General features: G+C 46.6%; 15 protein-coding genes and 1 tRNA gene. 6 read left to right on the top strand and 10 right to left on the bottom strand.

Annotated features, from left to right (window positions below; translation table 11 throughout):
• The first annotated feature begins 269 nt into the window (after positions 1-269).
• Together ACO0KW_RS12605 and ACO0KW_RS12600 are read left to right on the top strand one after the other, a co-directional pair.
• Entirely contained in the window at positions 270-3,146 is a 2,877-nt protein-coding gene (locus tag ACO0KW_RS12605) for a TonB-dependent receptor (protein ID WP_423053420.1), read from the top strand.
• A 183-nt stretch (positions 3,147-3,329) separates the two neighbouring features.
• A complete protein-coding gene (locus tag ACO0KW_RS12600; RefSeq protein WP_423053419.1) occupies positions 3,330-5,297 on the top strand; it encodes an alpha/beta hydrolase family protein in 1,968 nt (655 codons plus the stop codon).
• 129 nt (positions 5,298-5,426) lie between these two features.
• On the opposite strand, the gene ACO0KW_RS12595 is transcribed toward ACO0KW_RS12600, so the two are convergent.
• Positions 5,427-7,355, bottom strand: a complete 1,929-nt coding sequence (locus tag ACO0KW_RS12595; RefSeq protein ID WP_423053418.1) for a M64 family metallopeptidase — start codon at positions 7,353-7,355, stop codon at positions 5,427-5,429.
• Between the two features lie 404 nt (positions 7,356-7,759).
• On the opposite strand from ACO0KW_RS12595, the gene ACO0KW_RS12590 reads away from it, so the two are divergent.
• Positions 7,760-9,340 carry an amidohydrolase family protein gene (locus ACO0KW_RS12590; protein ID WP_423053417.1) on the top strand — a complete coding sequence of 527 codons (1,581 nt, stop codon included), beginning with the start codon at positions 7,760-7,762 and terminating at the stop codon, positions 9,338-9,340.
• 658 nt (positions 9,341-9,998) lie between these two features.
• Here ACO0KW_RS12590 and ACO0KW_RS12585 read toward each other — a convergent pair.
• From ACO0KW_RS12585 to ACO0KW_RS12575, 3 genes are read right to left on the bottom strand one after another with little or no spacing between them, the layout of a single operon-like run.
• Positions 9,999-10,679 (bottom strand): CAP domain-containing protein, encoded by a 681-nt coding sequence (locus ACO0KW_RS12585; protein WP_423053416.1) that lies wholly within the window; start codon positions 10,677-10,679, stop codon positions 9,999-10,001.
• Positions 10,680-10,716: 37 nt separating this feature from the next.
• The gene (locus ACO0KW_RS12580) at positions 10,717-11,181 is read right to left on the bottom strand and encodes a nuclear transport factor 2 family protein (RefSeq protein ID WP_423053415.1); all 465 of its coding nucleotides are present in this window, start codon (positions 11,179-11,181) and stop codon (positions 10,717-10,719) included.
• A 20-nt stretch (positions 11,182-11,201) separates the two neighbouring features.
• Positions 11,202-11,561, bottom strand: coding sequence for a hypothetical protein (locus tag ACO0KW_RS12575; protein ID WP_423053414.1), 360 nt, complete (start codon positions 11,559-11,561; stop codon positions 11,202-11,204).
• A gap of 321 nt (positions 11,562-11,882) precedes the next feature.
• Between ACO0KW_RS12575 and ACO0KW_RS12570 the strand changes: the two genes are divergently transcribed.
• Positions 11,883-12,653 (top strand): DUF481 domain-containing protein, encoded by a 771-nt coding sequence (locus tag ACO0KW_RS12570; protein WP_423053413.1) that lies wholly within the window; start codon positions 11,883-11,885, stop codon positions 12,651-12,653.
• Positions 12,654-12,752: 99 nt separating this feature from the next.
• Positions 12,753-13,811, top strand: a complete 1,059-nt coding sequence (gene dinB, locus ACO0KW_RS12565; protein ID WP_423053412.1) for a DNA polymerase IV — start codon at positions 12,753-12,755, stop codon at positions 13,809-13,811.
• A 52-nt stretch (positions 13,812-13,863) separates the two neighbouring features.
• On the opposite strand, the gene ACO0KW_RS12560 is transcribed toward dinB, so the two are convergent.
• The 3 genes from ACO0KW_RS12560 to ACO0KW_RS12550 form a co-directional block, all read right to left on the bottom strand.
• Positions 13,864-15,309 carry a pyridoxal phosphate-dependent decarboxylase family protein gene (locus ACO0KW_RS12560; protein ID WP_423053411.1) on the bottom strand — a complete coding sequence of 482 codons (1,446 nt, stop codon included), beginning with the start codon at positions 15,307-15,309 and terminating at the stop codon, positions 13,864-13,866.
• A gap of 273 nt (positions 15,310-15,582) precedes the next feature.
• Positions 15,583-15,957, bottom strand: a complete 375-nt coding sequence (locus tag ACO0KW_RS12555; protein WP_423053410.1) for a flagellar protein FlaG — start codon at positions 15,955-15,957, stop codon at positions 15,583-15,585.
• Between the two features lie 379 nt (positions 15,958-16,336).
• Positions 16,337-16,413, bottom strand: a tRNA-Arg gene (locus ACO0KW_RS12550).
• 230 nt (positions 16,414-16,643) lie between these two features.
• Between ACO0KW_RS12550 and ACO0KW_RS12545 the strand changes: the two genes are divergently transcribed.
• Positions 16,644-17,189, top strand: coding sequence for a c-type cytochrome (locus ACO0KW_RS12545; protein ID WP_423053409.1), 546 nt, complete (start codon positions 16,644-16,646; stop codon positions 17,187-17,189).
• 173 nt (positions 17,190-17,362) lie between these two features.
• Here ACO0KW_RS12545 and ACO0KW_RS12540 read toward each other — a convergent pair whose 3' ends face one another.
• From ACO0KW_RS12540 to ACO0KW_RS12530, 3 genes are all read right to left on the bottom strand, one after another.
• Complete coding sequence (locus ACO0KW_RS12540; RefSeq protein ID WP_423053408.1) at positions 17,363-19,396, bottom strand: FAD-dependent oxidoreductase; 2,034 nt, start codon at positions 19,394-19,396, stop codon at positions 17,363-17,365.
• Positions 19,397-19,577: 181 nt separating this feature from the next.
• Positions 19,578-19,982, bottom strand: a complete 405-nt coding sequence (locus tag ACO0KW_RS12535) for a BLUF domain-containing protein (protein WP_423053407.1) — start codon at positions 19,980-19,982, stop codon at positions 19,578-19,580.
• 90 nt (positions 19,983-20,072) lie between these two features.
• Positions 20,073-22,559, bottom strand: a complete 2,487-nt coding sequence (locus ACO0KW_RS12530; protein WP_423053406.1) for a zinc-dependent metalloprotease — start codon at positions 22,557-22,559, stop codon at positions 20,073-20,075.
• Between the last annotated feature and the right edge of the window lie 194 nt (positions 22,560-22,753).

The following is a 22,753-nucleotide window of genomic DNA, read 5'->3' as shown; positions in this document are numbered from 1 at the left end:
ATGTCGCCTAGTGACCACAAAAGCCCCACACCACAAAGGATCGTTGAGATAATTCTCTGTAGATTATAGATTTAGTTAACATTTTTTGGATTTATGCCGTTGGTAGAGACAAATTTGTTTTGTAAATTATTTTACTCTTTCACCATACAGAAGGAGTAGACACTGTAGTCTCGTCTTCTAAAAACCTTGCTATAAAAAATACAGAATAGAAGAATCGAACACACGCCACAACCGTGTAAGAACTCAATAAACATCTCGAGGAGTAAATCTTGGCTAGTCAATTCACTTTAAAACGCAGCGTTATTGCTGTGGCGCTGACTTTGGCGTCATCCCACGTCGTATTTGCGCAGCAATCAACGACGGAACCAACCGTACAAAAAATCACGGTAACAGGTTCAAACATTAAACGTACCGAAAAAGAAGGTACTTCACCAATTCATACAATCTCGGCGAAAGAGATTGCTGAGAGCGGCGCAGCGAACATCGCTGAATTGATGAAACAAGTGCCTTCCATGGGCGCTGATATGAATCAAGATCTCACCGGCGGCACATTTGCAGCGGGTGTTTCCACTGCTTCCTTGCGTGGTTTGGGATCAACTTCCACGTTGATTTTGTTGAATGGTCGTCGCATGACACCATCTGCTTATGCTGATCCAAACAACGGCAATTCAACACTGTACGATTTAAATAGTATCCCGTTGAGCGCAATCGAACGCGTTGAAATTTTCAAAGACGGCGCATCTGCGGTCTACGGTTCCGATGCGATCGGTGGCGTTATCAACTTCATTACGAAGCGTAATTTCCGTGGTGCTGAAGGTGGCGTCAATTTGAGCGCAAACGATGATGGCAATTTTGGTCGTAAACGTGCCAATGCAACATTCGGTATCGGCGACTTCGAAAGCAACGGCTACAACGCGTTCTTCTCTATCGACTACTCTAAGCGTGAACGTGTTGCACGTGCCGATGTTACTGACATCGAATACGACAAATACCTGACCATGAATGGTCGCTATGCTTCAGCTTACTCAAGCTCAGTTTCTAAATATGCATGGATTCAAAAAGAAACAGCGCCAGGAAGCAAAAATTTTGGTATTACTCGCGCGAATATGGCAACCAATCTGGTGACAGATATGAGCTGCCCAGATTCCCAAAAATTGACCTTAGGTGCACGTGAAGCGATTTTGCCAACTAGTATTTTGTTCGGTCGCACAATTTGTAACTACAACGCAGATAAATATAGCGAAGCCCAGGGCGAAGCAAAAGATCTGAGCATGATGGGTGTTGGTAGTTTGAAGATCAACGACAATGTCAGTGCATTTGCTGAAGTTGCGTACACCAAATCCGAGCGTCCATACACTGGCGCTGGCGCAACTTTGGGTACTGGTCAAACGACTAACTTTAAGTCGACTGGTATTGCTGATCCATTCCAAATCATTTTGCCTATTGGTCACCCAAACAATCCATTCCCGACAGCACGTGCTTCTGTGTCCGTCCGTTTGGAAGACAAACTGCGCACTCAAACTACAACCAATGAAAATGCACGCGCTTTGGCGGGCTTGAAAGGTTCTAACTACGGTTTTGACTGGGAAACAGCGGTTTTGTGGAATCGTTCTGAACGTTTGCAAGAGTATGACAATTTCTTCTATATCCCAACTTTGAAGAAAATCAATACTGGCACATCAATGGCAGAATTGTTCAAAGACCCAACTTTGATGAAGAACGTCAAGAACAACGGCAAAGCTGAAATCATGCAGTGGGATGCGAAAGCAACGACTGAATTTGGTAAATTGGGCGGTGGTGCAATTGGTTTAGCAACTGGTGTTGAGTTCCGTGACGAAAAAATTGTCTTGACTCCAGATACCGATTTGGCCTCAGGTAACATTCTGGGTTTGAGTAACTCAGTGATTGACGGTAGCCGCAAAGTTTCTTCTGCATTCATCGAATTGCGCACGCCATTCCTGAAAAACTTTGAAATGGACTTCGCTGGCCGTTTCGACAAATACCCTGGTTTGAAAGCGAATTTCGTACCAAAAGTTGGCGCAAAATGGGATGTCAATAGCATCTTGTCCTTCCGCAGCACGTATGCAGAAGGCTTCCGCGCACCAGCGCTGGTACAAGTATTGCCAGGTGGTTCACAATTCTTCTTGAGTGGTTTGTGGGATCCAAAGCGTTGTGAAGACGACGAGCAAACACCAAAACCAAATGCAACGGCAGCTGACTGCTCTAAATCTGCTTCTGGTACCGGCGGTGCTAACCCAGATCTGAAACCAGAAACAGCGAAGAGCTACTCCTTTGGTTTGATTCTTTCACCAACAGCAAACTTCGACTTATTGTTGGATTGGTACAAGATTCGCAAAGAAGGTGAAGTCATGCTCGGTAGCGCATTCCAAGCATTGAAAGACGAAGATCGTTTCCCACAAAATATCGTGCGTGATCCAAACCCAGTTAACTGGGTAACTCTGAACGGCGTTCCAGTACCAGGTACAGGTCCATTGCTGTCAATCAAAGAACCTTGGATTAACCAAGGTGCGACTGAAGTCAGTGGTCTGGATTTGGAATTGCGTTTGCGTAATAACTTAGGTACATGGGGTAACTTATCTACGTCATTGCGTGGCTCTTACCAAATCTCCTACAAGATCGCTCAGGTCTTGGGTGATATCGAGCATAACGTCGCTGGTAAGCGTCCTGGCCTCTACGATTGGAACTTGAGCAGCGGTCCAGACACACCACGCTTTAAAGGTGGCTTGTCGACTAACTGGACCCAAGGTCCACACAGTGTTAACGCATCTGTGAACTATGTTGGTAGTATTTCTCTGATGCGTAATCGTGATGCAGATACGATTTACCCAGCTGAGTTCTGCTACTACGGTACGAAGAAAGCAACGGATGCAGCGCCAAATCGTAACACTGCAAACCCACGCTTTGAAGAATTTGAAGAAAGCTGCAAAGTACCTGACTGGACAACAGTTGGTCTTGGCTACACTTACACAGGCTTCAAAAACCTGAGCTTGTCTTTGAATATCTCCAATATCTTCGACAGCAAAGCTCCATATGATCCAGGCTATACAACAGCTGGTTACAACACAGGTTTGCATAACAACTACGGTCGTTATTTCACTCTGAGCGCGAAATACAAGTTCAACTAATGGTGAACCTGACTTAGTGATTAGGTCTTCTTCGACTTAATTATTCAGCACAGCAAACGCCCCGGTAACGGGGCGTTTGTGTTTACACACAATGAACATAAAAGCTTGATTTTCACAAAAGAAAAAAACGCGACTTAGTACAAAAATGTCCATGGTTTATTTAGTCATATTCAGAAAGCCACTATGAAAAATACTTATTGGAGAAGTCTGTTGATCACAGCTTTTCTCTGCTGTAGCCCCGCAGTGCACAGTCAAAATCCAGGCACTGCACCAGCCATTGAAAGTTTCTTTAAATTGAGCAGTTTTGGCGGCGCTAACCTAGCTCCCGATGGCAAGCACGTTGCCTTGTTGATGGCAGGCGCCGATCAACGACTTGCCTTGACTATCATGGACACTGCCACGAATAAGTTGCAACTCATCGCCAAATATTCAAATTTGGATGTGGTACGGGTTAGCTGGGTCAACAATCACCGCGTGGTGTACAGCATGGCAGATCGCCAGCTCGCCGATGGTGAACAAAAAATGGGCCCGGGCTTAATTGCTATTGATATCGATGGAAAAAATGAACGCGAGATCATCGAACGCGGCAATGCAGGAAGTGCGAAATTTCGCGTACTGAGCCCACGCTATCAATTTCAAAGCGTCGTCGGCACACCAGACTCGAATGACATTTTCGTCATCCAGCCTAGTGGCACGCGCAAGACGCCATCAGCCACTATGATGCGTGTCAATACAGTGGACGGCGTGATGACGGGTATCAACAGCCCATTAAACTCCAGTAGCTTTATGATGGATGAACAGGGTGAAATGAGAATCGCTATTCGTCGAGTCGAAAAGCTCACCACGATCCTCTATCGAGATCCGAAAAACGACACTTGGAGAACCTTAATTGAATTCGACAATGTCAAAGACGATGGTTTTTCCCCTGAACGAATTGGTCCAGATGGCAGTTTGTATGTCACGGCGTACAACGGCAAGAACACAAAATCAGTTTATAAGTATGATTTAGAAAACAATCAAATATTGCCAACACCGCTGGTTGAATTAGAAGGTTTTGATTTTAATGGCAGTCTGATTTTCAGCAAAAAATTGAACAAACTGATTGGTATTCGCTACGAGACCGATGCCAACGGCACACTCTGGTTAAATGACGATATCAAAAAAATTCAAGACAAAGTTGATGCGTTGTTGCCAAATACAGTCAATACCATCTCGCTCCCCAAAAACGGCGGTGAAATTGTACAAGTCGGCGCATTTTCAGATACCAATCCTGGCATGTCTTTCCTGTATCACACTACCAGCGGTAAATTAACCCCACTAGGGGTGACTCGTCCGGATATCGATGATCGCCAAATGTCCTTCAAGAATTTTGTGAAGGTTAAAGCTCGGGACGGCTTGGAAATACCAACTTACCTGACGCTACCAAGAAATTCAAATGGCAAAAAATTACCTTTAATCGTTATGGTACACGGTGGTCCTTATGTGCGCGGCGGCTCTTGGAATTGGAATCGTGAAACGCAATTCTTGGCGTCCCGCGGCTATGCTGTGATAGAACCGGATTTCCGTGGCAGCGAAGGCTATGGTAAACAATTATTCCAAGCTGGTTGGAAACAATGGGGATTAAAGATGCAAGACGACATTGACGATGTACGTCAATGGGCGGTTGAACAAGGCTATGCGGATGCAGATCGCGTCTGTATCGCTGGCGCCAGTTACGGTGGTTATGCAACCTTGATGGGTTTAATTCGTAATCCTGAACTTTACCGTTGTGGTATCAGTTGGGTCGGTGTATCTGACATCAATCTGTTATATGACGTTTCTTGGAGTGATAATTCTGAGCAATGGCAAAAATTTGGGATGCCGTTCTTGATTGGCGATCAGGAAAAAGATGCCGCCCAATTAAAGGCGACTTCACCGTTAGAACAAGCGGCCCGTCTAAAAAGTCCTTTAATGTTAGCTTACGGTGCAGCTGATTATCGAGTTCCGCTGGTGCATGGAACGAAATTCTATAACGCGATTAAAGACCATAACAAAGACGTCGAATGGATCGTCTATAAAGACGAAGGTCACGGTTGGCGACGTTTGGACAATAATATCGACTTCTGGAATCGCGCCGAAAAATTCTTGAACAAACACCTGGAAAAGAAATAACGAGTAATCCCACGAACAAGCAATAAAAAAAGGCCGCGCTGAGATGATCACGCGGCCTTTCTGTTTGCTGCTCACTAGCTACTTATTTCGTTATTCCGCTACTCCGCAAAGTGCGAAGCGGCTGCTTAATCATCCAAAAATAATTTGCCCTTCCGACAAACCTATTAATGTAATGGCAGCTTGCGTGTCAGTTGCTGTCACTAAATCAGCGATTGCCATCCCTTTCATTACTGAAGTTTCTGTACTGAGGTAGTTCAGGCCCCAGTCAACAGCAAATTTATCTGCGACAGCTGCTTTATTGTCGAGGAGATCAGCGACCCACCCCCACGTAGCAGTTCCCTTAAAACCATGCGCGATATTCAAAATAGAATAAACTAAACTACCAGGGGTATCTTTACCGCTGTTTAACTGACTGAGCCAATAGGCTAAGCCTTCAGAATCTGCACCGTCGAGTCGACCCAACACATTGATATAAACCGTATTCACAAATTTTTCGGACGTCATGTCCGAACGATAGCCAGTTAATTCCGGCGAGGCCAAGGCCGACTCATAGAAAGAATCACCAATACTTACCAAGGATCTACCTGCCTTGAGCTGGTCAATCCAATAATTCAAGCCATCAGCATCAGGAATACGATTAAAGAACGCCACATATAAATCTTCCAAAGACTTTAGACTGGACTTTGAAATCGTCTTAGCATTTTGATGAATATTCAAATTGACTGAAAAATCTTGAAATTGCACGTTTTCAATGTTCCGCACCGCCCATGTGGCTGGCTGCTGCAAACCGAGCATGTAGGTTCCGCTCTCTAACCGATCCACATACAATTTTGAAACAGTACTAAGTGATTCCGAAAACTTTAAAACGTCTTGCCCTGCGCCACCATCAAAATAAATCTTATTGGCAGTTTGGACATTTTGAATTTCTATCAAGTTATTACCATCGGCGAATCGCAAAATCTGGTTCGCATCAGTTGCACTAACCACGTAATTTAAGGTGCTGATTTGTTTTACAGCGTCACTAATATTGATAGTTTCAACTTGCTGCGTACTCAGCAGATTTTTTCGAATGGTGCCAGTATTGTCGATGGTCGTTAAACTTAATCCTGTACCAGTATTCGCTGCGCCGTAGGCATAAGCGTCGAATGTTTTCGCTTGCGTACTTGTACTCAAGACGGTGCCCGCATACTTCCAAGTATAGGAAAATAAAGCATTGTTAGGCGTTACCGGCGTATACAAGCCGGGAAAACTCGAGGTCAGAGATAAGTAGTCGCCGATCGACTCATAATATTTCAAAGCGAATGCCTCTTTTTCAGGGGCATTAAACGGTACATCTAAATACAACATTTTCGAGCTTTGTGTCGCACGCCAGACTCCACTGGAACGGTAATAGCCGCCTTCGTACGTACCAATCACACCGAGCTCACCATCAGCATAACCCATCCATTCTTGCCAAGGAATGCGGCCAAGCGAATCCGTAACATGAGGGCTTTCGCGAAAGGCGGTGGCAGTTAGTGGAAAATCTCTGGCGACAATTGAGTCCACATATTCGTCTTGCAAACCTGCGAAGCTATGACCGATTTCATGCAAAGCTAATTCAGAGGCCAATCGATTACCAGCGGAAGCCCAAGCAATTGATCCACCTGCACCACCATATAAAGGCGTATTGACCAAGACGATCACTAATTCATGCGCATTTGAAGCCAGGGCTTTTTGTACCTCTGACTCAACCTTATAGCCGTCACCGTACAATAGACGCCCGTCACTGCCATGTTGACTGGCATTGAAATAAGTATTCACTTCGACGTTGCTATTGGGCTGGTCGGTGCCGGATTGTGTAGAGGCAAAAAATAAAGCAGTCGCGTTAAAGAAGCCCTTGTAGGTGGAAAATGGCGCATTCAAACGCGCATTATCTGCACCCAAAAACGTCGTAATAAAGGTATTGGCATCAACCACGAATTTATCGCGCTCGGCCTGTGTATAGCCTTCCGCGACGATGACAATATCAACGCGTTTTGCGCTGTCACCAGTATTTAAGATAGGAATAATTTCAGGCATGACTAGGCGAACTCTAAGAAATCAATGGTAAGTCTCAAATATTACTCTAATTTCTCTTACATGTGATCTGGTCGACGCCAAATCAGGCCAGATTTCCCATTAGGATTTTTGATGCTTTTCGAGGCATTTTAATAGAAATTAAATATCAATAGCGAGCGGTAGGCAACAAGGAGCCATAGAAATGACGGAAAACGTGTGGTCAGAACACAAATAACAATATCGATGGGCAGATTGAAAAATCCTGTCTTAAACAACAAACCGATATCAACATATCTATTTTGCAAACCCTGCACACCTCCATAACCAGTGATCATTATTTCTTGCTGGAACTAAGCTTCTGTTTAATACTCCATACATCTGTGCGGCATCATCACAACATGAGAAAACTCTTTGGAGACAATACGATGAACAAAAATTATAAATATCTGCTATCGATTCTATGCCTGTTGAGCACCACTGCCGTGCTCGCCGACGAACATAACTTCAAGGTCACTCCAGCGCCAGCTAGGCATGAAGGACAAGGTCCCTATACGCAATTAATTTTACGCGAAGTGACTGTGATCAACGGCACCGGCGCACCGGCTTTCGGACCGGCGGACATCGTGATTGAAGGAAATAAAATTACGCAAGTGACAATTGTCGGAACGCCGACTTCAACGGTTCGAGGTGACAGACCTCAACTCAAAGAAGGTGGCAAGGAATTGCAATTAGCAGGGCACTACGTCATGCCGGGCTTGATTGATATGCATGGTCACATCGGCGGCAGCGAACAAGGTACCCCGGCGGAGTATGTCTACAAACTTTGGATGGGACACGGCATTACGACCATTCGCGACCCATCTTGCGGCAATGGACTGGAATTCTGTTTGACTGAAAAGAAACGCAGCGCAGAAAACAAGATCACCGCACCGCGCATCCTCGCCTACCCCTTTTTTGGACAAGGTCAGAGTAAGCCTTTCACCGATCCGGAACAGGCGCGCGCGTGGGTTCGTGAGATGAAAGCGAAAGGTGCCGATGGCTTAAAATGCTTTGGCTATCGCCCAGATATTTTGCAAGCGGCACTCGAAGAAACCAAGAAAGTAGGCATGCGCTCAGCCTGTCATCACGCACAGATCGATGTCGCCCGTGTAAATGTATTGAACACCGCACGCTGGGGCCTAACTTCGATGGAACATTGGTATGGCCTGCCAGAAGCCTTATTTGACGGGCAGACGGTGCAAAACTACCCCGCCGACTATAACTATCAAAACGAACAGCAACGCTTCGCACAAGCCGGTCGCCTGTGGGCACAAGCCGCAAAACCTGGCAGCGCGAAGTGGAATGCTGTGATGGATGAACTATTAAAACTGGATTTCACCATCGATCCGACTTTCACAATTTATCAAGCTACACGTGATGTCATGCGCGCTCGCCGCGCTGACTGGCAAGACGAATACACATTGCCGAGTTTAAGCAAATTTTTTAGTGCGAACCCAGACTCCCACGGTTCCTTCTTTTTTGACTGGGGCACGGAGGAAGAAGTCGCTTGGAAAGAGAACTACAAAATGTGGATGCGCTTCGTGAATGATTACAAAAACCGTGGCGGACGCGTCACTGTCGGTTCAGACTCTGGATACATTTATAAAGTGTATGGTTTCGGCACTATCGAAGAATTGGAATTATTACGTGAAGCAGGATTTCATCCTTTAGAGATCATGAAAGCAGCCACATTATCTGGCGCCGAAGCATTAGGACTACAACAAAGTATCGGTACTGTAGAGGCCGGAAAACTGGCAGACTTAGCAATTCTTGATGAAAATCCACTGGCAAACTTTAAAGTTCTCTATGGCACTGGCCACATGCGCCTCGATAAAACTGGCAAGGTGAATCAGGTGGGCGGCGTTAAATACACGATCAAAGACGGCATTGTTTATGATGCAAAACAATTGCTTGCTGATGTCAGAGACATGGTCAAAAAAGCCAAACAAGAGAACATCTCAAAATAATCAACACCCAATAGCAAACGCTCTATTTACGCCAAGACAAACGATAAGCACACGCCTGCGAGGATTTTTACATGCCGAAAAGGTCTGTGCTGTCGCCAACGAATGTTTGCCACTGCCCCTTCGCGAAGACAGAAAGATGCCTGACGACTCACAATAAAATGCGATAGCTCATGTCCAAATTGATATCTGCATCAACCTCGACTTAAGGTGGTTTGCATACGCGTTTTTGGAGAGGACCGTTTAGACCGCCAATATCAGGATATTGTATTGAAAATTGAAGCCGAAGATCCGTCTCTATAGCTATACATTCTTCAACTCCTTGTGAACAGCACCTGTGTTGGCTCTCCAACACAAGTTTGATAATCATCTTCTGGCGCGTGATGATCACTTACATTGGATCTGCCAAATAGGTTCGTTTTAAGAATAGGTAAGCCAGCGCGTTAGTAACAAAGTTCAAGTAACTATTAGTCTCCCATCACTGGAGAGGTTTCATTGTATGTCGCCAAATCATTCGTAGAAAATTGAATGACCCAATAGAATTTGAAAGCGAAATCGGATGCTACAGTTTCTTTGGAGCGCCTGAAGAAAATCTGGTATCCAAGAAATATCTGTCTAACGAATGGCACGCTAGAAATTACCACATCCAACTAGCACACAACTATCTCGCAATCTGCTGACGTCCCAGATTCATCACCCAATAGCGAACATAAAAGGCATTGCGTTTCGCAACACAAGCAACTGCAAATTCCGCAAATTCAGGATGCAACATCTGTCGACAATGCGAGGGACTACGCAACCAAGCCTGAACGACAGTAGGAACATCTACCTGACCAGCAGCGATATTTTCGCCCAATATCGCGTATTGATATCCGGTCGCCAATACTCTGTCACGAAGTTCTCGGCCGTCCAGACTGGTATGTGAAAATAAATTCGTTGCTGCCATTTGCGCTGCATGTTCATAGGCAGACAATTGCAAGTTTTCGTTCCACACCAATGCAGAACTCGCCGCCATTTTTATTTCACCGCAGGTCTGTTCATGGGCGCGCAATTGATTGACTTGCTTCAAAACTTCAGCGCGAAAAATTTGTGCGTCGAGCAAGTTGCACTGCGCGTTACTCATATCCTGGTGCACATACGGTGAACGCGACAAGCTTTCAGAAAACACGATTGGCGGTTTTGGTTCGACCAACGTCACTCCCGTCTTCGACGTGACCGGCGCTTCGGGCTCGGTGACACAAGCTGTGTTCAATAATAACAAGGGTAAATAGCAACTAAGTAAACCAAAAAAACGCCTGACCGCAGGCGTGTTGAACTGTTGCGTCAATAATCGAATTTTCAATCGCAGGTATCCCCAAAGTAGGCTTATCGCCCATCAACTATTTCTTAGAAAATTTTTGCAAATTCTTCGCCGCTTGATGCCGGATTTTGTTCTGCACAAACGGGAAACGTCCCATTAAATAGCCTTTCCATCCCATCGCTTGGCGACTCCATTTCCACAAATCAAAATGATCGCGATGTCGGCAAATTTTACCGTCCCTGAACGTAAATTTAGCGTGTATATCGTTCACCACATGACGGCCAGTTTGACTAAAACAATAGCTGGCGACCCAATGCGCACTACCCTCTGTATCATTCGCTTCGATCTGATCAAACACCAGAGAAAAATCTTGTGCACGTGCTGTCAGCATACGCCACATATCACCAGCCGCTTCCCCACGCAGATCTGTAAACACAGGATCGGAAAACTGAATATCGTTGGTATAGCAGGCACACATTGCAGCAGCATCAAGGTTTTGAAATGCTTGATAAAACTGTTCAATCAAACGGGCATTCGGATGCATCTCATCTCCTGAATATATTTTTACTTGGCACTAGCACTAGCGCTTGCACTAGCAGACGTCGCACCGTGCTCAGATCCTGATGCCGAAGACTCAGCGGAACTGCTCGCACTCGCATTTGGTTTTATTTCCGCAATATTATTTTCACGCATGTAATCGTTCATTTCTTTCCAGCCTGCATACACAGCAGCTCGTGCCGCATCTGGGTTCAAGGCGTAGCAATCTTCGATCCCACGCCCTGCATGTCGACAGGCACTACCGGTCGCACGCGCATCTGCTTCACGTGCCGCCGCCTCTTTCACAGGATCAGCCAAGCCTAAGCGTTCGCAGCCACCTAAGCCCAATAGACTCAGGCTCAGGAGAATTTTTAGATATCCGGACATTGCGTCACCACTTTTCTTTTGTAAATTTGAACGATGAAACTCTACGCAAACAACATTGCACCTTCTGATGCATTGTAAAACAGAAAAGTCTGAGTGTCGCTAAGCTAGCTTGCCATTTCATTCTTTCTTTGTACGGAATACACAACGCAGGATGGACTAGTCGGCGAATCGGAGTCGGCATCATCGAACTTTAGTTAGTGGCCCGTGTCAACTCGCATACCTTGAGCATCGTTAAGGAATCCTTGTCCGGACGACATGAACTAAGCACTCAGGATAACTTATATAATCCGAACCACTATAGCCTCAATTTAGGAATTTTTTATGTTGCACATCACATTGCGTCAGTCACTTTCCCTTTTCACTCTAGGCCTCATGAGCTGTATTAGCGCAGGTGCTGTGCAAGCTCAAACACTACAAGACGGTGTGTGGCATGGTGGCGTTGCAGTCGGTGGGACTTATGCGTCTAGCACGAACATCGCTCAAACATTTAACTTGAGCGCTAATGCCACTAAAGCCAGCAAGGAAGACAAGTTGGGGCTTTACACCGTGATGAACTACGGCAGTAATACGGCAAATCAAATCAAGACGACCACCGCTCAGCTACTGCGCCTCGGCGGTCGCTATGACTACAATTTGTCAGAATCACGCTTTTTCTTTGGCGGAAGCGAATTGGAAACCAACAAAATTCAAAATATTGATTCGCGCTATTCGCTGAATGCGGGTGCTGGTTTCAAGCTCATAAAGACTGACGAAACTTCTTTTGATCTGTTTACGGGTATTGGCTATTCTGACACGCGTTTCGGGACTACCATTCCACCTTCTCCAAGCAGTAAAAAGGGTTTGGAACTATTAATCGGTGAAGAATCTACGCATAAATTAAGTACCACATCGAGCATCAAACAACGCTGGTCGATTTATCCTGGTAGTGCCGACATTGGTACCCGCAGCACTTTCGACGTCGGTCTCGCAACTGTTGTTGCGAATGGCTGGACTCTAAATGCCAGCGCAGCAGTCAGCTACACTAGCAAACCGAGTAATAACTTTAAGCGCACCAATAGTCTAATCACATTTGGTTTTGGCTACAAATACTAGCATTTGTGACCAGCGGTTTTAGAACTACGCAAAGATAGTCGCATCAGTTAAAATACTGGATAAATAACCAGTATTTTAACTTGCCTCTTTTTTCGCGCCATGAAGCCTGTACAACGCAAAATTATTCACTGTGATTGTGATTGCTTTTATGCCTCAGTCGAGATGCGTGACGATTCACGTCTGCGTGAAGTCCCCTTGGCAATTGGAGGCAAAGCTGACCAGCGCGGCGTAGTCGCAACCTGCAATTATGCGGCACGCAAATTTGGTGTGCGTTCCGCTATGCCAACCTCACAAGCCTTGAAACGTTGCCCAGATCTGGTCGTCATGCGACCTAACATGGAAAAATATCGGATCGCGTCGCGCCAAATTTTGAGCATATATCGTAGTTACACCGACTTAGTTGAACCTTTGTCTTTGGATGAAGCCTATCTTGACGTCAGCCTTTCACAGCAATTACAGGGAAGCGCGACCAGAATTGCACAGGAAATACGACATAGAATTGCCAATGAAGTCGGCATTACGGTTTCAGCCGGTGTCGCACCAAATAAATTTCTCGCCAAAATTGCCAGTGACTGGAACAAGCCTGATGGCTTGTATGTGATTCTGCCGGAGCAAGTGGAAGACTTTGTGGCGAAATTAGAGGTCGATAGGTTGTTTGGCGTTGGCAAAGTCACCGCCGCGAAACTTCATCAATTGGGGATTAAGACTTGTGCGGATCTATTGCATTGGCCTTTGCCCGATTTATTACAGCAATTTGGAAAACTCGGTGCCAGTTTATTTGCGCTTTGCCGCGGAACCGACGAACGTGCTGTTGTCGCCAGTTCTGAGCGCAAATCCGTCAGTATAGAAGAAACTTATACCCACGATTTGCCCGACTTCGCACACTGCGTTGCAGAACTTCCTGTGTTATACGCCGAGCTTGAAAAACAAGTGCTACGCACTGGCACCAACTCACAAATCAATAAGGTCAATATCAAAATTCGCTTTAATGATTTTAAGCAAACTACGGTGGAGTGCCGCGCCAGTCAACTCGATCAACAAGTCTTTGCCGACCTGCTACAGATCGGCTACCAACGACGTAATCGTCCAGTGCGTTTAATTGGGCTCGGCATCAGTGTCAGCGATAAACAAACCGATGAGCAGCTCAAACTATTCTAAGACATACACGACGGCATGTGTAGCAGCAATCGCGATACGTTTTTGGCTAATTTTATTGCGTCAATTTCGCCCCAAAACGCAGCACCGCATCGACCATCTGATCGATGTCAGAACGGGTTGTACGATGATTTACCAACGCTGCGCGTATTGCTAGTTGCCCATCCACCTTTGTAGTCGATGGTGCGGCAATACCCGACTCGTGCAATTCAAAAACGATATCGCGGTTTAGCTCGTCTGCGTTGATCTGCGCATTCGCCTTATAACGAAAGCAGACAATATTCAAGTTCACAGGTGCTAATAGTTCCAGCGCTGCCTCTTGTTGTATACGTTGCCGAAGATATTGCGCAAGTTCACAGGTATGCGCAATCATCTGACCTAATTGCTCTACGCCATATACTTGTATCGTGAACCAGGCTTTCAATGCGCGAAAGCCTCGCGACAAATCTGGACCAAAATCGCAAGGCCAACGCTCGCCAGCAGCAATGCCACGCGTCTCTCGTTTCAGATAACTGGTTGGCGTTGCAAACGTATCAAAGTGTAATTGCCCATCGCGCACCAAAATGTAGCCAGCGTCGTATTGTACCTGCGCCCATTTATGAAAATCGAAGGCGATTGAATCCGCGCGCTCTATCCCTTTCAGGCGCGGTGCAATTTCTGCCGACAACATCGCCAAAGCACCATAGGCGCCATCGATGTGAAACCAGAGTCCCTGTGACTGCGCCACATTCGCGATCGCATCCAAATCATCAATCGCACCAACATCCACTGTACCAGCAGTACCTGCGATCAAGAACGGTGTGTAACCAGCCGCACGATCCGCCGCAATAGCAGCCTCTAACTGCGCGATATCCATTTCAAAAGCCGCATTGACAGGAATTAAACGCAGAGCATCGATCCCGATTCCTGCCATATCGATTGCCTGTGACACACAAGCGTGCGCGCCGACGGACGCATACGCGACCAGCCGATGTGGACTAGTCGCTAGGCCTTGACGCCGACTTTCGAGGCCCAAGGCTTTGGTGCGCGCCACTAGCACCGCGATGAAATTCGCAATCGACGTCCCAGTCACAAAGAGGCCGCTAGCGCTGTCCGGAAATTGAAACAATTCGCGCATCCATTGCGTGACCTGTTTTTCGACTTCGACCGGCATTTGATCACGTCCGCCGAGGTTCGCGTTTAATCCGGCCGCAAGCATCTCTGCCAACATACCAACCGGTGTCCCGCCACCTTGAACCCACCCCATAAAACCTGGATGGGAATTACCGACTGCATACGGCAAAACTTCTTCCATGAAGCGTTGATGCACTGCAGCCAGATCACCGCCTTGTTGCGGCAAAGCTTGCTGAAATTTCCCACGCACCTCATCAGGAATGTTTTGCCAAACCGGACGCTCGCGAATATGTTCTATGTAATCCAACATATCATCAAGCATGCGATGTCCATTAGCACGCAAGCTGCTCCAGTCTTGTGGGTCTAAACTACGGGAAGTTTCAGTCATAATTTGTTGAGTGCGAAGAATACAGATAGAGCAGACGAGCAACAAGAATCGGCTTAGTCTGGCTACTATTTACGAGTAAATTGGAAGAATAACGAAGGATAACAACTATTTTGGATTTCTGCCGCGACTTGATCTGTAGGCTAGCGCCTACAGAATTCTTTTAGATCATTGCAACGATCCATGTTCGCATGAGATGTGATTAAGAACAACGTGTACTGATCCACTCACCAAACGCACCATCAAGAGCAAATGTCATCATCACAAAGCTGGTATTCACGCATGATCATTCAACAACATGCCATTCTTCTGAACTAACGCTTTTGCCAATTCTAATACCTCTTGATTTGGAATTTGACGAATCAGTGCATTGGTTTCTTTATCAACGATACGCACCACAACTCTGCCAGAATCCTGATCGACATTTAAATTAACGCTATTATTTTCATTGAAAAACCGATTAATCGCTTCGACAGACTTCTTCAAATCTGCTTCACTGACCGCATCGCCCACTTGATGACCCGCATCAGCTTGATGCACTTTATCCAAGCTCAAATTCTCTCGGATAGCCACACGCGCATCTGTTGGCGCGGCAACGCTAGTCACATCAGCAATACGTGAAACGGCTGCAGTAATTTGATTGATACCCATCTCATTCACCAATAAGTTGTCTAGTTGGCTGTCCGCCGTCGTTGAACGAATTGAGCCATATAGTACTTATCGGAGCTTTTTACGAAAAATTTAATCTAGTTGCAAAAGAATTTCAGGTGTATGTGAAGTTCTATTTCATTTGTCATCATGATCAATGAGCGAAACTCTGATTAATTTACATTTAGTTTTTCACACTTTTGCACAAATTTCACGGAGTAAACACAGGATAAACGCAGGCTAAATTCATAGACTTGTTGCAGCACAGCGTTTAACAACTTGACGAATTGCCTCAGCAAAGAAGTTACAAGGAGGTTGTCAGGAACATGCAGGATGATTGGGATAGAAACTAGATAGACTTGCACTGGCAAGCCTTAAAATTTGGTGCGCCAGACACGATTCGAACGTGCGACCCCAGCCTTCGGAGGGCTGTACTCTATCCATCTGAGCTACTGGCGCTATGAAAAATACAAAAAGAGGCGCGTATTCTACCGCAAATTAAGTGCAAGCTCTTTAGCAATTCTTGGCTATTTTGTCGATTTCTTGGATATTTACCTGGTCAGCAGTAACGCGAACGCGGATTTTTCATTCCAAAACACACACTTTAGCTCTATAATCTGATGTTTTACGCTAAGCCTGACATTTTGCGTGGCTAGCAAACTTCACATTATTTTTGCATTGAGGAAACCATGAGCGACGCCCACGACGAACACGAATCATCGATTAAGACGCCTAAGCAACTGATCGTTGCCGTTCTTGCCGGATTTATCGTCCCGATTCTGATTATTGTGTTGTTGGTTAAATTTGTCTCCAGCAACAACACAGTTGGTGCCGGTTCAAATAGCCAAACACCAGAAGCAATTGCAGCACGTATCAGTCCCGTGGCAAACGAAGGATTTACGTTTGTCGATGCAACCGGCCCTAAAGTCTTACAAACTGGCGAAGCCGTCTACAAAGCAGCATGTGCTGCCTGTCATGGTTCTGGCGCAGCAGGTGCACCAAAGTTTGGTGATGCTGGTGCATGGGGTCCACGTATTGCACAAGGTTATGACACTGTCGTCAAACATGCGATCGAAGGTTTGCGCGCAATGCCGGCAAAAGGCGGAAATCCTGACCTCGACAACATCGAAGTTGCCCGCGCTGTAGTACACATGGCAAATGCCGGTGGTGCGAAATTTAAAGAACCAGAAGTCAAAGCATCTGCCTCAGCCTCAGCGGAAGCTTCTGCAAAATAATTTCTGATCCAGGAAAACAAAAAAGCCAGTCGTTTGACTGGCTTTTTTGTTTTCTAAGTCGTGAATTCGTGAATAATAGTTCCATACGAAATACGGCGCTTTGCGCTTATTCACCACTCAACTTCAACAAGAGCAAATGAAAATAGGATAGGCGATGACTCGCCACCCATCATTTATAAAGATGCGGCCAGCTCTGCACCTTCTTTGATTGCGCGTTTAGCATCCAGTTCTGACGCTAAAGCCGCGCCGCCAATCTTATGGAAACGTGGTCCAGATGGACTTTCCTGAGTCGGCATCAATTCAGTCAGTGATTCTTGGCCCGCACACAAAATCACGTGATCGACGTCGAGTATCTGCGCTTGTCCACCTATGCTGATATGCAAACCCTGATCATCAACTTTATGATATTCAACACCCGCCATCATCTTCACTTTGTTGCGCTGTAAAGTCGCACGGTGTACCCAGCCTGAAGTTTTACCTAAACCAGCGCCGACCTTACTTGCCTTGCGCTGCAGTAAATAGATATCGCGAATTGGATGTGGTGCAGTCGGTTCAATCAAACCGCCGTTTTGCTTTGCCTGAAGATCGATACCCCACTCGCCTAGCCAAGTTTCTAGCGGTATTGGCAAAGGTGCATTCGCATCGTGTAACAAATACTCTGCCACATCAAAACCAATACCGCCCGCACCGATAATCGCGACTTTTTTACCGACCTCTTTTTTATGCAGGAGCACATCAAGATACGACATTACTTTCGGATGATCGATGCCATCGATTCTTGGCGTGCGCGGCAAAATGCCGGTCGCCACAATAATATGATCAAAGCCCTGTGCCAGCAATTCTTCACGCGTGACACGTTTACCTAAATGCAGTTTGACACCGGTTATTTCCAAGCGTTTGCGGAAGTAGCGCAGTGTTTCTTTAAACTCTTCTTTGCCGGGCACTTGCATCGCAATCTTGAATTGTCCACCAACACTGTCGGCGCTATCAAACAGGCTGACATCATGCCCGCAAGCGGCCGCCACTGTAGCGGCTGATAATCCCGCTGGTCCTGCTCCGACCACCGCGACACGCTTAGCGACGGACTTTTTCAGATATTGCAATTCAGTCTCATGCGCAGCACGCGGATTGACTAAGCAACTGGCGCGTTGATTCGAGAAAGTATGATCGAGACAAGCTTGGTTACAAGCGATACAGGTATTGATTTCATCGACGCGGCCTTCGGCTGCTTTCTTCACGAATTCAGGATCCGCTAGGAACGGACGTGCCATCGACACCATATCAGCCACGCCATTGGCGATAATCTCTTCTGCCTGCGCTGGCATATTAATCCGGTTCGATGCAACAACTGGGATTGAGACCGCAGCCTTTAAACGTCCTGAGACTGCTACGAATGCCGCACGCGGCACAGAAGTCACTATGGTAGGCACTCGCGCTTCATGCCAGCCGATGCCAGTATTAAAGATCGTGACCCCTACTTTTTCTAATGCCTGAGCGACCGCAATTACTTCGTCCCAGCTATTTCCACCTTCGACTAAATCTAAAATCGAATGGCGATACATGATAATAAAATTCGCCCCAACTGCCGCCCGTACGCGACGGACTATTTCTACCGGCAAGCGCATGCGATTTTCTATGGAGCCGCCCCAACGATCTGTCCGTTGGTTTGTACGCACACACAAAAATTGATTCAATAAATAGCCTTCACTCCCCATAATTTCAACGCCGTCATAACCGGACTTCTGCGCCAACTTCGCACAGCGTACATAGTCGCGTATTGTGCTTTCGATACCTGCTTCGGTGAGTGCTTTCGGTTTGAATTTTGAGATAGGTGCTTTTTTATCTGAGGCGGAGACAATGAAGGGTTGGTAACCATAGCGCCCGGAATGCAAGATCTGCATCACAATTTTGCCGCCTTCTTCATGTACGGCGCGCGTAACCTTGCGATGATTAAAAATATCGCCCAAGCTATTCATGGTGCCGCCAAAGGGTAACAGCCAACCGCGACGATTCGGTGATATCCCACCCGTGACGATCAAGCCAACGCCACCACGTGCACGTTCTCTAAAATATTCTGCCAGCTTACCGTAGTGATAGAAACGGTCTTCCAGACCTGTATGCATAGAACCCATCATGACGCGATTGCGCAGTTGTGTGAAACCTAAATCAAGAGGTTCTAGCAAGTGAGGAAAATGTGCGTTAGGCATATACGACCCTATTCAAAAAGCAAGACAAATAGCAAGATCGCACAAGAATACACAAGCTAACTAAAAATGGCGACGATTTAGCTAGGTGGGATTCTCTAAAATGCACAAGAGAATTTATCTAATTGACAATCGTAAAGCAATTGGCGCGAGGTGACTCTGGCCGCTCTTAAGCACATCCCGCTCAACGACAAGAATGACGCAAAATTTCTAAAGCAATTTGTGGCTGAATTTTAAAGGCACTGAAATCGTCCTCGAAATACGCCTTGTAGGCTGGCAGTTGATCTAGTTCATCCGTGCTCAGGTGACGAAATCCCATATTCCAGTGCATGAACGCACGTTCCTCTATAGTTTGTTCCAACAATAAAGTCACGTGCTGATGACGAACGTCATGCTTTATGTATTCAAAAGTTTGATGAACCTGTTTTGGTTCACCTTCCAGCACCTGCAAAAACCGACCATTCGCATATAACAAATGCCCGGTAATGGTGTGTGCTGTATTGTTTCTGACGGCATGGCTATGAATCGATTTCAGCACCGATTCATCGCCCACCAAACGACTGACATATACCAACTGTATCAAAGACATTTCAGCTCCCGAGCAGGGTTAGAACTATTCATTCCATTCTACGCCTGAACCTCGGCGATAGCCAAATCTCTCGCAGCCTATTCGATACAATTAAATCGGAGCTCCCGGCGGTATCGCAGGCAATGCACGTAGCTTAACGCTGCTCGGTTCACGCAAATACGACAATACAAATTCCGCGGCTTGGCGACGGCTGCTAGCGTTACTTCCTTTGCCCGGATTTTTTTGAAGCCATAACGCTAGTTCATGGATGCTCTGACGCACTTCTGCTTGCACTTGCGGATGTAAACGACCACCGTCGATGAGATTTAATACGGCATCAAGTACCACCCAATTCGCGGCAAGTTGTACGGCTTCGCCAGCCACGATGCTCGCCGGAATAGCGTCACGTTTCCAGGTTTGATCAAAAACGACCTGCAAACTTTCTTGTACACCTAATTGCTGTGCATCGCGTGCATGTTGCCAAGCCAGACGATTAAAGCGCGCGGCGTCGAATAAAAATAAACTACTTTGCGCGGCACCAGCTTCCACCGCCGACAGGGCATCAAAAATCACATTCATCCGTCCAGAAAAATATTCTGGTGTTCGACTGTAGCCTTCTGACTGTGGCGTCAAAATATCTAAAACATTTTGCGGCAGAGCGAGATTTTCTGCACGCAAACTGCTGCTCATTTTCTGTAATGCCTGACGCTGCACACTCGCTGCAACTGGCTTACTGCCTGCCTGCACTCTTTCTGCATTGGCGTCGCTGGCTAAACCATATTCATAGTCAGCACCGGCGATCAGGCGCGCCACCGCTTCCAACTGATAACGATGCAGTAAGTACACTGGCACAAGACGCGCCTCTAATTCACCCAATTGACGTTGAGGCGGCAATACGGCCATCGAGAAATTCGTTAGTGCACGTTGACGCACTTGCATTAATTGATCATAGGTCTTGATTGAGTCGGTACCAAAGTCCCATAACAAACCATTTGGATGCGCAGCGCCTGGCGAGCGCGAATCACTGTCAGCGACATATTGCAAACCTGCGGCTTTTGCGTCTTGGCGCAGTTTGGCGAGAGCCTGTGTCTCATCTTGCCCAGGAAAATTTGCATACAAATGCTTGATCACAAAATCATCCCAAGGGCCAACCCCGACACCATACGCATTCTTTAATTCCGGTTCGCCTTTGGAATTGAGGCTGACAATAGGATGCGGGTAGTCCATCACCGAGCCATTACCCTGACGGCTAGGCGCAAAATTATGCGCGATGCCCAGCGTGTGCCCGACTTCGTGTGCGGCCAATTGACGCAATCGTGCCAAGGCCATTTGTTCCGCCGCATTTTTCTTTTCGGCGCTACTAGCTTTGCCGTACGGCGCTAACAAACTTTCTGCGATCAGAATATCTTGACGTACTCGTTGCGATCCCAGCGTCACCGCACCTTTAATAATTTCACCCGTGCGAGGATCGGAAACTGCATTGCCATAGGACCAGCCACGCGTGGCGCGATGCACCCACATGATCGTGTTGTAACGGATATCCATAGGGTCGACGCCTTCAGGTAATAACTCGACCCGATACGCATCTTTAAAACCGGCTTTTTCGAATGCACTGCTCCACCACCGTGCGCCATCCAGCAAAGCAGAACGTACCGGCTCTGGAGCGCCACGGTCAAGGTAGTATACGATGGGTTTCTTGACCGGGCTAATCGCCGCCGATGGGTCAGTTTTTTCCAACCGATGTCGTAACTGCCATTGCATGGTGATGCTATCAGCTAATGGTGTTGCGAAGTCCACGCGGTCACTGTCGATACCGCCCGAACCCGGATGGTAGGTGCGCGCGACATAATTTTCTGGCAAGCGAATCAAACTAATGTGTTGATGTATTCGCAGACTTTTGGCATCAGCCGCCACTTGACGCACATATTGGCCTTCACCACTACCAGCAAAAGTCAGCAGCGCTTCTAGCTCCGTATTATCCGGAAAACTTTTCGCCTGCTGGCTCAAAACCGCGCTGCGCTTGTCATCTACCGCATAATTACCCTGACGACTGCGCGTTAAGCTCTCAGCGACACCATGCCGGTCAGCGAGCAAGAAGGAAGAAAAATCCACCAGATGACGTCCATCTTCACTCGCTAGAATTTCACCGGCCCACAACACCGCGCCTGCAAACGCTTCACGCACGGAAGCACGCTCATCGGTATTGTCCGAATCCGCCACAAAATGGGTGTTTTCCTGCATGAGGAACAAGCGCTTACCATGGCGTTCAAAATGAACCAATTTGCTATTACCAACTTGGCCGCGATCTAAACCAACATCATTCGAACCCAAGGCGTATGGTAATGAACTCACCAGTAAAAACGCCTTGTTGACATCCGGTACCGCCATCAACACTTTCGCCTGTTCTGGCTGTGTCCACAGGTCAAACAAGCCAGTCTGTTTTTTCATACCAACAATGTGTTGCGTGAATCCAGTATTGGCGACTTGAGCCGAAGTAGTCTGTGCTTGGGCAGCAAGCTCCGAAAACGGAGCATTGAAACCCAATAGCAAGCTTGAAGCAATCAGCTTAAGCACGAACCTGGATGGTAATGTTGGCATGCGATGTCCTTTAGAAGTGCCGCAGAAATGCTACAGCGAAGCTCGTTTGACAACACTGATTTGAATTAGTTGCCACTATATTCCCAAAGTAAAAGCAAAAACACCCTGCAGTTAAATTAAGCTAATTGAAGTAAATAGATATCGCCCCCGAAAAGTCATACGATTCTGCTAATCCTAAGAAACAACAAGCCTCG

Origin of the sequence: Undibacterium sp. Ji22W (assembly GCF_049340305.1) — a bacterium.
In the GTDB taxonomy this organism is placed as follows: Bacteria; Pseudomonadota; Gammaproteobacteria; order Burkholderiales; family Burkholderiaceae_D; genus Undibacterium.
Note: the sequence above shows the minus strand (reverse complement) of the source record. Positions and strands in the feature narration are given on the sequence as shown.

What these genes read in the sequence shown, in the direction of transcription:
- ACO0KW_RS12600 (WP_423053419.1), top strand. Translation starts at nt 3,330, where the DNA reads ATGAAAAATACTTATTGGAGAAGTCTGTTGATCACAGCTTTTCTCTGC.
- ACO0KW_RS12595 (WP_423053418.1), bottom strand. Translation starts at nt 7,355, where the DNA reads ATGCCTGAAATTATTCCTATCTTAAATACTGGTGACAGCGCAAAACGC.
- ACO0KW_RS12590 (WP_423053417.1), top strand. Translation starts at nt 7,760, where the DNA reads ATGAACAAAAATTATAAATATCTGCTATCGATTCTATGCCTGTTGAGC.
- ACO0KW_RS12580 (WP_423053415.1), bottom strand. Translation starts at nt 11,181, where the DNA reads ATGCATCCGAATGCCCGTTTGATTGAACAGTTTTATCAAGCATTTCAA.
- ACO0KW_RS12575 (WP_423053414.1), bottom strand. Translation starts at nt 11,561, where the DNA reads ATGTCCGGATATCTAAAAATTCTCCTGAGCCTGAGTCTATTGGGCTTA.
- ACO0KW_RS12570 (WP_423053413.1), top strand. Translation starts at nt 11,883, where the DNA reads ATGTTGCACATCACATTGCGTCAGTCACTTTCCCTTTTCACTCTAGGC.
- dinB (WP_423053412.1), top strand. Translation starts at nt 12,753, where the DNA reads ATGAAGCCTGTACAACGCAAAATTATTCACTGTGATTGTGATTGCTTT.
- ACO0KW_RS12560 (WP_423053411.1), bottom strand. Translation starts at nt 15,309, where the DNA reads ATGACTGAAACTTCCCGTAGTTTAGACCCACAAGACTGGAGCAGCTTG.
- ACO0KW_RS12555 (WP_423053410.1), bottom strand. Translation starts at nt 15,957, where the DNA reads ATGGGTATCAATCAAATTACTGCAGCCGTTTCACGTATTGCTGATGTG.
- ACO0KW_RS12545 (WP_423053409.1), top strand. Translation starts at nt 16,644, where the DNA reads ATGAGCGACGCCCACGACGAACACGAATCATCGATTAAGACGCCTAAG.
- ACO0KW_RS12540 (WP_423053408.1), bottom strand. Translation starts at nt 19,396, where the DNA reads ATGCCTAACGCACATTTTCCTCACTTGCTAGAACCTCTTGATTTAGGT.
- ACO0KW_RS12535 (WP_423053407.1), bottom strand. Translation starts at nt 19,982, where the DNA reads ATGTCTTTGATACAGTTGGTATATGTCAGTCGTTTGGTGGGCGATGAA.
- ACO0KW_RS12530 (WP_423053406.1), bottom strand. Translation starts at nt 22,559, where the DNA reads ATGCCAACATTACCATCCAGGTTCGTGCTTAAGCTGATTGCTTCAAGC.